Genomic DNA, 13,814 nt, shown 5'->3' with positions numbered 1-13,814 from the left:
TCGTTCCCACGCTCCGCGTGGGAACGCAGCCCGGGACGCTCTGCGCCCCAACAGCGGACGCAGAGCGTCCATTGAGGCGTTCCCACGCAGAGCGTGGGAACGATCAACATTTGTTTTGCGGTGACTTCCGGTTTTTGCTCCCCTGCGGCCATCTGTCGCATTATTTTCAATTAAAAGTCTGATTGTCATTTTTCCTGCTGTATCCTGCGCAGGCTTTGTAAAAGCGCGGATCTACCAGATCTATCAACAGACTTAGCGAGGAGCGCAACCATGCACGAGATTCCTAATCTCCCCTTCCCAAGCCTGCACGTACCTGAGCAGACGACCACGCAACAAGCCGGCGCCCAACAGCCCGAGCCGAAAGAAGCCGTTGAAAGCCGTCCGGCCGACAACGAAGAGTAAGACCCCGTCGTACAGACCGTGTGGAAAGCGCTAACATGCGCTTTCCACACTGCCTGAACCCCGAGCCCGCCATGACCGACGAATTCTCTGAAAGCCAAGCTGCCGTACTGATCGGCGCCACCGAGAAGATGATCGAGATCTGGAACCGCCTCTCCCCGGAAAAACGCGCCGCCCTGCTCGCCCGTTTCGGCAGCGAAGAAAACGCCCTGGCCGCCCTGGTCACCACGCAACTGGTTGCCCCGGACAAATCCTGAAGCCGCCACCCGGCAAATAGTTTTACTTTTCCCGCCCCAGACGCGTCCGCGCCGGTATCATAAGCAGCCTATCTAATCTGCCGCCCCCGTGGATCGTTACCCATGTCGTCCTCTATGTCCGAACCCCAGCGTCCCCTGGCGGTCACGCTGCAAGTCGTTTCCATCGTCCTCTTCACCTTCATCGGTTACCTGAACATCGGCATTCCGCTGGCGGTGTTGCCGGGTTACGTGCACAGCGACCTCGGTTTCGGTGCGGTGATCGCCGGCCTGGTGATCAGCGTGCAATACCTCGCCACCCTGCTCAGCCGCCCGTATGCCGGCAAGATCATCGACAACAAGGGCAGCAAACGTGCAGTGATGATTGGTTTGGCCGGATGCGGCTTGAGCGGCGTATTCATGCTGATTTCGGCGTGGACACCGAACATGCCGATGCTCAGCCTGATCAGTTTATTGATCGGTCGACTGGTGCTGGGCAGCGCCGAAAGTCTGGTCGGTTCCGGTTCAATTGGTTGGGGCATCGGCCGGGTTGGCGCAGCGAACACCGCCAAGGTGATTTCCTGGAACGGTATCGCCAGTTACGGCGCCCTCGCGATCGGTGCACCGTTCGGTGTCTGGCTGGTCGACAAACTGGGGTTGTGGAGCATGGGCGTCAGCATCATCTTGCTGGCGATCATTGGTTTGCTGCTGGCGTGGCCGAAAACCGCCGCACCGATTGTCGCCGGTGAACGTCTGCCATTCATGCATGTGCTCGGTAAAGTATTTCCCCACGGCTGCGGTCTGGCGCTGGGCTCGATCGGTTTCGGCACCATCGCCACCTTCATCACCCTGTATTACGCCACCCAGCATTGGGACAACGCCGTGCTGTGCCTGAGCCTGTTCGGCGCCAGCTTCATCGGTGCGCGACTGCTGTTCGGCAACTTGATCAACCGCCTCGGCGGCTTCCGCGTGGCGATTGCCTGCCTGTCGGTGGAAACCCTCGGCCTGCTGCTGTTGTGGCTGGCCCCCGATGCACACTGGGCGCTGGCCGGTGCGGCACTGAGCGGTTTCGGCTTCTCGCTGGTATTCCCGGCGCTGGGTGTAGAGGCGGTGAATCTGGTACCGGCCTCCAGCCGTGGTGCCGCGGTCGGTGCTTATTCGCTGTTCATCGATTTGTCGCTGGGGATCACCGGCCCACTGGCCGGGGCGATTGCCGCAGGATTCGGCTTTGCCTCGATCTTCCTCTTCGCCGCCCTCGCCTCGCTAAGCGGATTGGCCCTGAGCGTCTATCTGTACAAGCACACCGCGAAGTATCGCGAAGACTAGAAATCCACCTTGCCGCGCCCGGCCTTGATGCTGCCGCGCTTGGTTTTCGATTCGAGCCGACGCTTCTTTGAACCAAGGGTCGGCTTGGTCGGGCGGCGTTTCTTTTCGACTTTGGTGGCGCTCAGGATCAGTTCGACCAGGCGCTCCAGCGCATCGGCACGGTTGGCTTCCTGCGTACGGTATTGCTGGGCCTTGATGATCAACACGCCATCGCTGGTGATGCGACTGTCGCGCAGCGCCAGCAAGCGCTCCTTGTAAAACTCGGGCAACGACGAGGCCGGAATATCGAAGCGCAGGTGCATGGCGCTGGAGACCTTGTTGACGTTCTGCCCGCCGGCGCCTTGCGCGCGGATGGCGGTCAATTCGATCTCGGCATCCGGCAGATGCACGTTGTTGGAAATCACCAGCATGGAAAAGCGTCCGTATTCAGAGCGCACAGGATACGCCATGAACCCTGTAGGAGCTGCCGCAGGCTGCGATCTTTTGATCTTTTAACAAGCAAGATCAAAAGAACGCAGCCTTCGGCAGCTCCTACAGGGAAATGTGCAGAAATGAAAAACCCGGCACTTTGGCCGGGTTTGTCGTTTCTGCGCGCGCGCTTACTTGGCGGTCGCAGGCAACGCAGTTTGCGCACTGCGCTTGTTCTTGATCACGTAGCAAACCCACATGAACACGACCCACACCGGAATCGCGTACACCGAGATCTGAATCCCCGGGATCAACAGCATCACGCCAAGGATGAACACCACGAACGCCAGGCAGACATAGTTGCCGTACGGGTACCACAGCGCCTTGAACAGCGGCGTCTGCTTCGTCTTGTTCATGTGTTGACGGAACTTGAAGTGCGAGAAGCTGATCATCGCCCAGTTGATCACCAGGGTCGCAACCACCAGCGACATCAGCAGTTCCAGCGCACTGTGCGGGATCAGGTAGTTCAGCAACACGGCAATCACGGTCACCGCTGCCGAGGCCAGAATCGAACGCACCGGCACACCACGCTTGTCGATCTTCGCCAGACCTTTCGGCGCATCGCCCTGCTCGGCCATGCCCAGCAACATGCGGCTGTTGCAGTAAGTGCCGCTGTTGTACACCGACAATGCCGCAGTCAGTACCACGAAGTTGAGGATGTGCGCGGCGGTGCTGCTGCCGAGCATCGAGAACACTTGCACGAACGGGCTGCCGCTGTAGGAATCGCCGGACGCGTTAAGGGTTTCCAGCAGGCTGTCCCAAGGGGTCAGCGACAGCAGGATGACCAGCGCGCCGATGTAGAAAATCAGGATGCGGTAGATGACCTGATTGATCGCTTTCGGGATCACGGTTTTCGGCTTGTCGGCTTCCGCTGCGGTGAAACCGAGCATTTCCAGACCGCCGAAGGAGAACATGATGATCGCCATGGCCATCACCAGACCGCTGACGCCGTTGGGGAAGAACCCGCCGTGCGACCACAGGTTGGTTACCGAAGCTTGCGGGCCGCCGTTGCCGCTGACCAGCAGGTAGCTGCCGAGCGCAATCATGCCGACGATTGCCACGACCTTGATGATCGCGAACCAGAATTCGGCTTCACCGAAGACTTTGACGTTGGCCAGGTTGATTGCGTTGATCAGCACGAAGAAGGCTGCTGCAGACGCCCAGGTCGGAATGTCCGGCGCCCAGTAGTGAATGTACTTGCCGACCGCCGTCAGCTCCGACATGCCCACCAGAATGTACAGAATCCAGCAGTTCCAGCCCGAGAGGAAACCGGCAAAGCCGCCCCAGTATTTGTGCGCAAAATGGCTGAAGGAACCGGCCACCGGCTCTTCGACGATCATCTCACCGAGCTGGCGCATGATCATGAAGGCGATGAAGCCGCAGATGGCGTAGCCGAGGATCATCGACGGGCCGGCGGATTTCAGTACCCCGGCCGAGCCGAGGAACAATCCGGTACCGATCGCGCCACCGAGGGCGATCAGTTGAATGTGGCGATTTTTCAGGCCGCGTTTCAGCTCGCCTGATTGCGAGGGTTGTCCACTCATGAAAAAGGTCTCACGCAAGGTTTGATGATGTTCAGTAGACGTTGCTGCAAGGTTGCGATTTCAAGCAGCCCCGATCAAACCCCAGCGCAGGCACCAGGAGTTCAGCTTATTTACAACGGTCATGCGTCACCTGTTTGTTTTTATCTGTGACGAAATCGAACCCGACACGCTTGTGGCGCGGCGGAGTGAACAAGGCGGATGGCCTTGAGGTTGCGCGATTACGCAGAGGGTCACAGTTAAAACGCGGCGCATTGTACACCGCTAACCCCCTGCTGCCAGACCCCGCTGGATCAGCGTGGCGGTTGCCGGGATTGCGTGTGTCCGCCTCGGGAGGTCCGAGCGGCTGCAAAAATTGAGTCAGGCCTTTGCGGGCCATCGACGAGGACGAGGAAAAAACCGTCCCACGGAGAGAAGTGGAGATCAGTCACGGCGTTCATTGCGCCTCCTTCTTGTTATGCACCTGCACGGCAGGCATGGGGCGCATCTCACCCTGCAAACGTCGCTGAAACAAGCGCGCCAGAGCCGCGCACGGTGGCCGAACGGCGGGCTTGCGGCAGCTTTTCCTTACAGCGCCGGATCAAGGATGGTTCCACTGGGGTTTAGCGCACTTTCCGTAAATATTTCTTTACGATGCGTAACGCAATATTGCCAATTCAGAAATATCTGTAGGACGTCTGCAAATTGACGGTGGCTGTCGTGCGCATCCAAAGGCTCGGATAGTTTTCTGTTTTTAAATGAGAAAACCACCCCAGAAAAACGGAATAAAAAGTCTATTTAAAAATTAAATAAATAATTTTTTGCATAACAAAAAACCCTCAACTAGGTTCTTCACGTCTCGCCGGACAACTGACCGGCCAGTCACAACCGTGAAAAAACCATCTGGGAGATCGACCATGCAAGCACTGGAAAAAGACTTGGATACCGAACTGCAACTGGACGAATGGTTTGAAGCACCGACCCACGAAGCCGCCGTGGAAATGATGCAAGCCGACGCGGTGGTTCCGTTCGGCACGGCGATGTGGCCTCTGTAAGACATCCCCGGGCAGGCACGATCCGGCCGGTCGTGCCTGCCGCTTTTCTTCTCGGTCAGTCAGGGAGGACTCATGGATAAGCCCCGCGCGATCTCGCATTTCCTTTACTACCTCGAACATCACCCAGCCCTCGCCGGCCTCGATTCGGCGCGGGTTTTGCTCGGCCACACGGAGGATTACCAGGCACTGACCGGCGCCATCGCCGAACAGGCCGGTGATCATCCACGCTTCCAGTTCAGCGCTCGACGCCTGGATCTGGAAAGCACCGCAGCGCTGACTTCGGCGATTACCGACAGCGATCTGTACATTTTCTTCTACGACTCTTCCACCCTGCCCCATCCACGCCCTGACGGCCCGGAGTTTGTCCGTGCGCTGCAAAGCGTGATGGCGGAAAACTGGAAGAAGTCGCTGCTGTTCAAGGATTACGGTGATTATTTCTACGACACCTTCAGTGTCACGCCGCAGCGGATTGCCGGATTGAACAGCCATTTGATTCAGCGCATGTCCCACGCGACCACGCTGAGTTTCAAGGACGACGAAGGCTCATGGTTTGAAACGCCGCTGAGCAGCATCAAGAAATGGACCGACATCAACGGCGTCGGCAACTTCGACCTGGCGCCCGGCGAAATCGCCACGCACAGTGAAGCGATCAATGGCCATGTGAAATTCAAGGGTACGTTCCTCAGCACCATTCCGTTTGCGCGCAAATATGGCGTACTCGAATCACCGCTGGAGTTATGGATCGAGAACTCGACCATCAGCCGCATCGCCACGGATGTGCCGGGGCTGGAGCATGATTTCAACAAGTACCTTGATGCGAATCCGTCGAACCGGCGCATCGAGGAATTGGGGATCGGCACCAATGAAGGCGTGAAGGATTTGTATGCGCGCAATGCCGGGTTTGAAGAGCGCCATTGTGGGTTGCACCTTGGGCTGGGCGGCGGGGCCAAGGGCAGCCATCACCTGGACCTGATCTTCTCGGGCGGTGTTTTGGCGCTGGATGACAAACCTGTGTTTGATGGCCGCTTTGTCTTTTAAGGCTGGAATTGACGGGACTGCTTCCGGCCTCATCGCGGGCAAGCCCGCTCCCACAGGTTTCATGGGTACACACAAACTCTGTGAACGACAGAAAACCCTGTGGGAGCGGGCTTGCCCGCGATGGGCCCGGCCCAGCCACCACAACACTTTCGTCAGACAAAAAAAAACGCCAACCCTGAGGTTGGCGTTTTTGCTTGAGCTTGAAGCTTGCCGCTAGAAGCTCACAACTGCCTTATTCCGGCTTCTTGCGACCAAACCCCGGACGCTGACCCGAACCTGCCGGAGCACCACGACGCTTGCCCGACGGCTTGTCGCCGTCAACCAGCTTGATGCCCGGACGCTTCGGCGCAGGCTTGGCCGGACGCTTGTTGGTAGTGTCCGCTGGACGATCCGCCACTGGCGTACCGCGACCGGCCGGAGCACCGCGCTCGCCACGTTCAGTGCGACCGTTGGCCGGACGCGGAGCGCGCTCGCCGTCACGGGCGGCAACTGGCTTGCGACCTGGACGCTCGCCTTCGATCTGCGGCTCGCGGCTTGGGCGTGGGCCGGTCGGCGCGCCAGCGGCTGGACGCAGCGTGCGTACGCGCTCGGTCTTGCCCATCGGACGCGACGATTTGCGCTGCATACGCTCAAGCTTGTCTTTGCTCTTGGCGTTCAGTTGCGGCATCGCCACTGGCGTCAGGCCGACTTCAGCACTGAGGATGTCGACTTCGTACTGGCTCATTTCGCGCCAGCGGCCCATCGGCAGGTCGGAGTTGAGGAACACCGGACCGAAACGCACGCGCTTCAGACGGCTGACCACCAGACCTTGCGATTCCCACAGACGACGAACCTCACGGTTACGGCCTTCCATCACCACGCAGTGGTACCAGTGGTTGAAGCCTTCACCACCCGGAGCCTGCTTGATGTCGGTGAACTTGGCCGGGCCGTCTTCCAGCACCACGCCAGCTTTCAGACGTTCGATCATTTCGTCGTCGACTTCACCGCGTACACGCACCGCGTATTCACGGTCCATCTCGTAGGACGGGTGCATCAGGCGGTTGGCCAGTTCACCGTCGGTGGTGAACATCAGCAAACCGGTGGTGTTGATGTCGAGACGACCGATGTTGATCCAGCGGCCTTCCTTCGGACGCGGCAGCTTGTCGAACACGGTCGGACGGCCTTCCGGATCGTCACGGGTGCAGATCTCGCCATCGGGTTTGTTGTACATGATCACGCGGCGTACCGATTCGGCTGCCTCTTCGCGCTTGATCACCTTGCCATCAATGGTGATGGCGTCGTGCAGATCGACGCGCAGACCGAGGGTGGCGTCTTTGCCATTGACCTTGATCCGGCCCTGGCTGATCCAGGATTCCACGTCACGGCGCGAGCCGACGCCGATACGGGCGAGGACTTTCTGCAGTTTTTCGCCTGCTGGGCCGATTTCCTGGTCGTCTTTCTGATTGATGTCACTCATCTGGGCACCTCCCGGTGTGGTCTGTTCAGGCGCTCTGAATTGGGCGCCTGAAGCATTGAAATCTGGGTTCTCGGCCGAAGGGATCGGCGAAGGGTCGCGAATCATACGCGGATGTGCGCCATCGCGCATCAGAGACTAGCTGATCAATGGACAGTTATTTCTTTTTCCGCCGGCCGGCGTTGCCGAGTTTGATCAGGCGCAACGCGGCTTCGGCGAGCACCGTGCGCTTGTCGTCCTTGTCGAGTTTCTTCCAGGCTTTGATTTCGCGTTTGCTGCGGCCACAGCCGAGGCAGATGTCGTCGGTGAATTTGCAGACGCTGATGCACGGGTCTTTTGTCGAACTCATTTGGGTACCTTTGGGAGATCAAAAGATCGCAGCCTGCGGCAGCTCCTACATTGGAATGCGGCCCCTGTAGGAGCTGCCGAAGGCTGCGATCCTTTCGGCGCCCCTCAGTCTTCGAATTCGCGGCGTTCGGCTTCGATGGCTTCGGCCAATGCGCGGGCTTCGGCTTCTTCTTCGCTCAGCTCGGGTTCGGGCGCGGGTTGTTCGAGGGCGGCGACGGCGGCCAAGAGCTTTTCGCGGGCTTCGGCGACGCCGAGAATGTCCTCTTCCGGTTCGGCTTCGGGCACAGCTTCGAGTTCAACTTCGATGGTTGGCTCGGCGATCTGTGGCTCAGGCTCAGACTCAACTTCTGCTTCAACCGTCGACGCCTCACCATCCGCCGCATCCCGCAGCAAATCGTCGAAGTCGGTCTTGATGCCCTCCTCCATGCTGTCCAGCTCCAGCAGCAAGGTGTGGAAACTGGTTTCTTCCTTCTCTTCCTCCGGCTCGGCGCTGGCGTCGGCCAGTTCCTGCAGACTCTGCGGCACCGGCGCGTCGTCGAAATCGAGCACCGGATCGGTTTCCATTTCGCGCAGTTCGGCGAGTGGCGGCAGGTCTTCGAGGTTCTTCAGGTTGAAGTGATCGAGAAACATCTTGGTGGTGGCAAACATCGCCGGTTTACCCGGCACGTCGCGGTAGCCGACGACACGAATCCACTCACGCTCCAGCAAGGTTTTGACGATGTTGCTGTTCACCGCCACACCGCGCACGTCTTCGATCTCGCCACGGGTGATCGGCTGGCGATAGGCGATCAGCGCGATGGTTTCCAGCAAGGCTCGGGAATAACGCTGCGGGCGTTCCTCCCAGAGGCGGCCAACCCACGGCGAAAACTTCTCGCGGATCTGCAAGCGATAACCGGACGAGACTTCCTTGAGCTCGAACGCACGGCCCTCGCAGGACTTGCCCAGCAGGGTCAGGGCTTTCTTGAAGACTGCAGGCTCAGGCCGTTCGCCTTCTTCGAACAGTTCAAAAAGACGCTCAAGGGATTGCGGCTTTCCCGAGGCCAACAGAAAGGCTTCAAGCAGGGGCGCCAGCTCGCGGGGTTCAGTCAGGTTCATGTTTCGACTCGTTATTCGGCTCGGGCTCGCACGTGGATCGCGGCGAACGGCTCATTCTGCACCAGCTCGACCAAGGATTCCTTGACCAGTTCAAGGATCGCCATAAAGGTCACCACCACACCCAGTCGCCCTTCTTCGGCGGTGAACAGCTCGACAAACGGCACAAAACCGCCGCCCTTGAGCCGTTCCAGCACATCGCTCATGCGCTCACGGGTGGACAGTGCCTCGCGGCTGACCTGGTGGCTTTCAAACATGTCGCCACGGCGCAGCACTTCGGCCATGCACATCAAAATCTCTTCCAGCGCCACGTCCGGCAGCAGCTTGCGCGCCCGGGCTTCCGGGGCGTCGAGCTTGGGCACGACCACATCGCGGCCGACACGGCTGAGGTTGTCGATACCTTCAGCGGCAGCTTTGAAGCGCTCGTATTCCTGCAAGCGGCGGATCAGTTCGGCGCGCGGGTCGTCTTCTTCGTCTTCGACCGTTTCAGCACGCGGCAGGAGCATGCGCGACTTGATCTCGGCGAGCATCGCGGCCATCACCAGATACTCGGCGGCGAGTTCCAGGCGCACCGACTGCATCAACTCGACGTAGCCCATGTACTGACGGGTGATTTCCGCCACCGGGATGTCGAGTATGTTGATGTTCTGTTTGCGGATCAGGTACAGCAACAGGTCGAGCGGGCCTTCAAAGGCTTCGAGGAAGACTTCCAGGGCATCCGGCGGGATGTAAAGGTCCAGCGGCATTTCCATGACCGCCTGGCCATAGACCATGGCAAACGGCAGTTCTTGCTGGGCATCGGCCTGGGGATCGACAACGGTTTCCACTGCGGACATTCAGGCCTCGACCATGAACGGCGTCGGATCGCCGCAACCGACGCGGACCACTTCCGGGTCGTCGCCGGTCAGGTCGATCACGGTGGAGGCTTTGATGCCGCCAAAACCGCCGTCAACGATCAAGTCCACCTGGTGTTCGAGCAATTGGCGCATTTCGTAAGGATCGCTGAGCGGATCTTCATCGCCGGGCATGATCAGGGTCACGCTCATCAGCGGCTCGCCGAGTTCGGCCAGCAGCGCCAGCGCGATCGGATGGCTGGGCACGCGCAGGCCGATGGTGCGCTTCTTCGGATGCAGCAGCAGGCGCGGCACTTCGCGGGTGGCGTTGAGAATAAAGGTGTAAGGCCCCGGCAGGTGCGCCTTGAGAATGCGGAAGGTGCCGGTGTCGATCTTGGCGTAATTGCCCAGTTGCGACAGGTCGCTGCAGATCAGCGCGAAGTTGTGCTTTTCATCGAGCTGGCGCAGGCGTCGCACGCGTTCGATGGCGGTCTTGTCGCCGATCTGGCAGCCGATGGCGTAGGAAGAGTCCGTGGGATAAACCACCACTCCGCCCTTGCGGATGATCTCGACCGCCTGTTTTATCAGGCGCGCTTGTGGGTTTTCCGGATGGATCTGGAAAAATTGACTCACATTCTCTACCTGTTCAGACGGCGGCAATATCTGTGTCATGTTTGAACCGACACCACAGGGGTGGAAGGTCCTCGGGAACCGGCCGGTACTGGCCGATCTCGGACCAGCCGCCAGGGCCATGGAAGTCACTGCCGGCACTGACCAGCAGACCGAACTCACGGGCAAGGATTGCCAGGCTGCCCACCTGTTCCGCAGGCTGGTGGCCATTGACCACCTCGATTGCATGCCCGCCTGCTTGAATATAGTCGGCAATCAGCTTTCGGCGCTTGCTGCGGGTGAAATCGTAGTGCCACGGATGCGCCAGGCTGACCCAGGCATTGGCGGCGCGCAGCGTGCCGACGGTGTCTTCCAGCGTCGGCCAGTGCAGCTTGACGTCGCCCAGCTTGCCGGCGCCGAGCCATTTGCGGAATGCCTCGGCGCGATCCTTGACGAAACCTTCACGTACCATCCAGTCGGCGAAATGCGGACGGGCCGGGGCGTTGCCGCTGTCGCCCAGCTCCTGCTGGATTTTCCGCGCGCCGTCGAGGGCCCCGGGCATGCCCTTGAGGGCGAGCTTGCGGCTTATTTCTTCCGACCGCAGCCAGCGGCCATCGTGCAATTTGGCGATGGCCTCGACCAACGGCGCGGCGTTGACGTCGAATCCGTAGCCCAACACATGGATGGTCGCGCCGCCCCAGGTGCAGGACAATTCGACGCCGTTGACCAGTTGCATGCCCAACTCATTGGCAGCCACACGCGCTTCGGCGAGGCCTTCGAGGGTGTCGTGGTCGGTCAACGACAGGACTCGCACGCCGTTTTCGAACGCACGCGCAACCAGAACCGCAGGCGCCAGGGCGCCATCGGAGGCCGTGCTATGGCAGTGCAAATCAACATTCACGGGGAGTTGTAACCTCAAATCAGCTGGCGCTATCGCGCGCCCATATGTTTGTTATTATGCCGCCACATCCAGCTTCTGGCTCTCACTGTGAAACAATTCATCGATTTCATCCCGCTTCTGCTGTTCTTCATCGTTTACAAACTTGATCCACGGGTCGTCGACATCGCTGGCCATGAAGTCACTGTAGGCGGTATTTACAGCGCCACCGCGATGTTGATCATCAGCTCTCTGGTGGTGTACGGCGCGCTTTTCATCAAACAGCGCAAGCTGGAAAAGAGCCAATGGCTGACCTTGATCGCCTGTCTGGTGTTTGGCAGCCTGACGCTGGCCTTCCACAGCGAGACCTTCCTGAAATGGAAAGCGCCGGTGGTCAACTGGCTGTTCGCCCTCGCGTTCATCGGCAGCCACTTCATCGGTGACCGCCTGCTGATCAAACGCATCATGGGCCACGCGCTGACCCTGCCGGATCCGGTCTGGACCCGCCTGAACATCGCCTGGATCGTTTTCTTCCTGTTCTGCGGCGCCGCGAACCTGTTCGTCGCCTTCACCTTTCAAAGCTACTGGGTGGACTTCAAGGTGTTCGGCAGCCTGGGCATGACCGTATTGTTCCTGGTCGCACAGGGCATTTACCTGTCGCGCCACCTGCACGATGCCGATACCACAACAACACCAAAAACCGAGGACTGACATGCTCTACGCAATCATTGCCACCGACGTCGCCAACTCACTGGAAGCACGCCTGGCCGCGCGCCCTGCGCATCTGGAACGCCTGCAAGCGCTCAAGGGCGAAGGCCGCATCGTATTGGCCGGCCCGCACCCGGCCGTCGACAGCAATGACCCGGGCGCAGCGGGTTTCACCGGCAGCCTGATCGTCGCCGAGTTCGATTCCCTGAGCGCTGCTCAAGCGTGGGCTGATGCTGATCCGTACATCGCCGCTGGCGTGTATGCCAATGTGGTCGTCAAACCATTCAAACAAGTCCTGCCTTAAGGCTGAAGACAGGGCCTTACAGGATTACTGTGACAAAGGGGATTCCTGTGGTGAGGGGATTTCTGTGGCGAGGGGATTTATCCCCGTTGGGTGGCGAAGCCGCCCCAATGCCATCCAATGCGGTGTGCCTGACACACCGCATGCTCCCATTTCAGGACTGCTACGCAGTCCAACGGGGATAAATCCCCTCGCCACAAATACTCATTTGGCTCAAATAGTCATCTGTCCAAAAATACCCACCTGCCACAAAACTCTCATCTGCCACAAAAATCCCATCAGCCACCAACATCACCTCCCGCGCACTGAACCTTCTCGCCTCTCACCCATCTCAATCGCTCATTATTCTCGTTTGCCTGCCGACAACCTGCCCAATATCCATTTGGAAGCAGGTGTCGCGATGCGCAAGGGTCCGTTGTGTCTGATGTTGGTGACGTTGTCGATCATGGCGCCCGCCCATGGTGAGGAAACCACCGAAGGCGGCAGCTCCACGCCATTGTCGTTAAGCGCCGGCAGCCAGATCACCGAGCTGCAACAGCGCCTCAAAGCGAGCGAGCAGCAGCGGGAAGAGTTGAGTAAACAACTGCAAAGTGCCGACACTGCACGCGAAAGCGCTCAGCTCGCCCGACTGCGCCAAGAGAACCAGCGCCTCAAGCTGCAACTCAAGGAAGCCCAGGCCAGCCCGCTGCCGCGCTTGCTGACCGATCAGCAGCAGTGGTTCGTCACCGGAGCCGGAGTAGCGCTATTGGCGCTGCTCTGCGGTATCTTTGCCAGTGGAGCAAGCCGAAAACGTCGGCAATGGCTAAATTGAGTGAGTCATGAGCGAGCTGTTATTGATTGATGATGACCAGGAGTTGTGTGAACTCCTGAGTAGCTGGTTGAGCCAGGAAGGCTTCCAGGTGCGCGCCTGCCACGATGGCCAGAGCGCCCGCAAGGCGTTGGCCGAAACCGCGCCGGCGGCGGTAGTGCTGGACGTGATGCTGCCCGACGGCAGCGGTCTGGAGTTGCTCAAGCAATTGCGCAGCGACCACGCCGACCTGCCGGTGCTGATGCTCTCGGCCCGTGGCGAGCCGCTGGACCGTATCCTCGGCCTGGAGCTCGGCGCCGATGATTATCTGGCCAAACCGTGCGACCCGCGCGAGCTGACCGCTCGCCTGCGCGCCGTGTTGCGCCGCAGTCACCCGGCCGCCGTGTCGACGCAGCTGGAACTGGGCGACCTGAGCTTCAGCCCGGTGCGCGGCGTGGTCAGCATCGACGAGAAAGAACTGACCCTCACCGTGTCCGAAAGCCGCCTGCTCGAAGCGCTGCTCAAACAGCCGGGTGAGCCGCTGGACAAGCAGGAACTGGCGCAGCTCGCCCTCGGCCGCAAGCTGACCCTGTATGACCGCAGCCTCGACATGCACGTCAGCAACCTGCGCAAAAAGATCGGCCCGCACCCGGATGGCCGCCCACGCATCGTCGCCCTGCGCAGCCGCGGTTACTACTACAGCCTCTGAACCGCACACATCCCCCGGCCAACGGTAACCGACGCCTCCACCTGTAGGAGCTGCCGAA

General features: G+C 59.8%; 17 protein-coding genes. 9 read left to right on the top strand and 8 right to left on the bottom strand.

The window, feature by feature from the left end; translation table 11 throughout:
- Nucleotides 1-270 precede the first annotated feature (270 nt).
- The 3 genes from PMI37_RS32400 to PMI37_RS30605 all read left to right on the top strand — a co-directional run bounded on the left by PMI37_RS32400 (nucleotide 271) and on the right by PMI37_RS30605 (nucleotide 1,958).
- Complete coding sequence (locus tag PMI37_RS32400; protein ID WP_008088845.1) at nucleotides 271-402, top strand: hypothetical protein; 132 nt, start codon at nucleotides 271-273, stop codon at nucleotides 400-402.
- A gap of 35 nt (nucleotides 403-437) precedes the next feature.
- The gene (locus PMI37_RS30610; RefSeq protein ID WP_008088843.1) at nucleotides 438-656 is read left to right on the top strand and encodes a hypothetical protein; all 219 of its coding nucleotides are present in this window, start codon (nucleotides 438-440) and stop codon (nucleotides 654-656) included.
- A 114-nt stretch (nucleotides 657-770) separates the two neighbouring features.
- Nucleotides 771-1,958, top strand: coding sequence for an MFS transporter (locus PMI37_RS30605; RefSeq protein ID WP_177323350.1), 1,188 nt, complete (start codon nucleotides 771-773; stop codon nucleotides 1,956-1,958).
- Here the strand turns inward: PMI37_RS30605 and arfB are convergent.
- Both arfB and PMI37_RS30595 read right to left on the bottom strand, forming a co-directional pair.
- A complete protein-coding gene (arfB, locus tag PMI37_RS30600) occupies nucleotides 1,955-2,368 on the bottom strand; it encodes an alternative ribosome rescue aminoacyl-tRNA hydrolase ArfB (RefSeq protein ID WP_007920134.1) in 414 nt (137 codons plus the stop codon). The genes PMI37_RS30605 and arfB overlap by 4 nt on opposite strands.
- 189 nt (nucleotides 2,369-2,557) lie before the next feature.
- The gene (locus PMI37_RS30595; RefSeq protein ID WP_008088839.1) at nucleotides 2,558-3,970 is read right to left on the bottom strand and encodes an amino acid permease; all 1,413 of its coding nucleotides are present in this window, start codon (nucleotides 3,968-3,970) and stop codon (nucleotides 2,558-2,560) included.
- 893 nt (nucleotides 3,971-4,863) lie between these two features.
- On the opposite strand from PMI37_RS30595, the gene PMI37_RS32105 reads away from it, so the two are divergent.
- Nucleotides 4,864-5,001 (top strand): hypothetical protein, encoded by a 138-nt coding sequence (locus PMI37_RS32105; protein ID WP_003222780.1) that lies wholly within the window; start codon nucleotides 4,864-4,866, stop codon nucleotides 4,999-5,001.
- A 72-nt stretch (nucleotides 5,002-5,073) separates the two neighbouring features.
- Nucleotides 5,074-6,039 carry a hypothetical protein gene (locus tag PMI37_RS30585; RefSeq protein ID WP_008088831.1) on the top strand — a complete coding sequence of 322 codons (966 nt, stop codon included), beginning with the start codon at nucleotides 5,074-5,076 and terminating at the stop codon, nucleotides 6,037-6,039.
- A gap of 232 nt (nucleotides 6,040-6,271) precedes the next feature.
- On the opposite strand, the gene rluB is transcribed toward PMI37_RS30585, so the two are convergent.
- From rluB to PMI37_RS30555, 6 genes are all read right to left on the bottom strand, one after another.
- The gene (gene rluB, locus PMI37_RS30580; RefSeq protein ID WP_008088830.1) at nucleotides 6,272-7,495 is read right to left on the bottom strand and encodes a 23S rRNA pseudouridine(2605) synthase RluB; all 1,224 of its coding nucleotides are present in this window, start codon (nucleotides 7,493-7,495) and stop codon (nucleotides 6,272-6,274) included.
- 154 nt (nucleotides 7,496-7,649) lie between these two features.
- The gene (locus PMI37_RS30575; RefSeq protein WP_008088829.1) at nucleotides 7,650-7,841 is read right to left on the bottom strand and encodes a DUF1289 domain-containing protein; all 192 of its coding nucleotides are present in this window, start codon (nucleotides 7,839-7,841) and stop codon (nucleotides 7,650-7,652) included.
- 104 nt (nucleotides 7,842-7,945) lie between these two features.
- Nucleotides 7,946-8,935 carry an SMC-Scp complex subunit ScpB gene (scpB, locus tag PMI37_RS30570; protein ID WP_008088828.1) on the bottom strand — a complete coding sequence of 330 codons (990 nt, stop codon included), beginning with the start codon at nucleotides 8,933-8,935 and terminating at the stop codon, nucleotides 7,946-7,948.
- A gap of 11 nt (nucleotides 8,936-8,946) precedes the next feature.
- Nucleotides 8,947-9,645: a segregation and condensation protein A gene (locus tag PMI37_RS30565; protein WP_171057271.1), complete on the bottom strand. Its 699-nt coding sequence runs from the start codon at nucleotides 9,643-9,645 to the stop codon at nucleotides 8,947-8,949.
- 123 nt (nucleotides 9,646-9,768) lie between these two features.
- Nucleotides 9,769-10,398: an L-threonylcarbamoyladenylate synthase gene (locus PMI37_RS30560; RefSeq protein ID WP_038363745.1), complete on the bottom strand. Its 630-nt coding sequence runs from the start codon at nucleotides 10,396-10,398 to the stop codon at nucleotides 9,769-9,771.
- A 13-nt stretch (nucleotides 10,399-10,411) separates the two neighbouring features.
- On the bottom strand, nucleotides 10,412-11,275 hold the full coding sequence (locus PMI37_RS30555) for a PHP domain-containing protein (protein ID WP_008088825.1): 864 nt from the start codon (nucleotides 11,273-11,275) through the stop codon (nucleotides 10,412-10,414).
- 87 nt (nucleotides 11,276-11,362) lie between these two features.
- Between PMI37_RS30555 and PMI37_RS30550 the strand changes: the two genes are divergently transcribed.
- The 4 genes from PMI37_RS30550 (at nucleotide 11,363) to PMI37_RS30535 (ending at nucleotide 13,756) form a co-directional block, all read left to right on the top strand.
- Complete coding sequence (locus PMI37_RS30550) at nucleotides 11,363-11,962, top strand: septation protein A (RefSeq protein WP_008088824.1); 600 nt, start codon at nucleotides 11,363-11,365, stop codon at nucleotides 11,960-11,962.
- Nucleotide 11,963: 1 nt separating this feature from the next.
- Complete coding sequence (locus tag PMI37_RS30545) at nucleotides 11,964-12,263, top strand: YciI family protein (RefSeq protein ID WP_007919677.1); 300 nt, start codon at nucleotides 11,964-11,966, stop codon at nucleotides 12,261-12,263.
- Between the two features lie 397 nt (nucleotides 12,264-12,660).
- Nucleotides 12,661-13,071 (top strand): hypothetical protein, encoded by a 411-nt coding sequence (locus tag PMI37_RS30540; protein ID WP_008088823.1) that lies wholly within the window; start codon nucleotides 12,661-12,663, stop codon nucleotides 13,069-13,071.
- A gap of 7 nt (nucleotides 13,072-13,078) precedes the next feature.
- Nucleotides 13,079-13,756: a response regulator transcription factor gene (locus PMI37_RS30535; protein WP_008088822.1), complete on the top strand. Its 678-nt coding sequence runs from the start codon at nucleotides 13,079-13,081 to the stop codon at nucleotides 13,754-13,756.
- Nucleotides 13,757-13,814 lie beyond the last annotated feature (58 nt).

The sequence above is a fragment of the Pseudomonas sp. GM80 genome (genome assembly GCF_000282515.1).
Classification (GTDB): Bacteria; Pseudomonadota; Gammaproteobacteria; order Pseudomonadales; family Pseudomonadaceae; genus Aquipseudomonas.
This window is presented reverse-complemented; position numbering and strand designations above follow the sequence as displayed.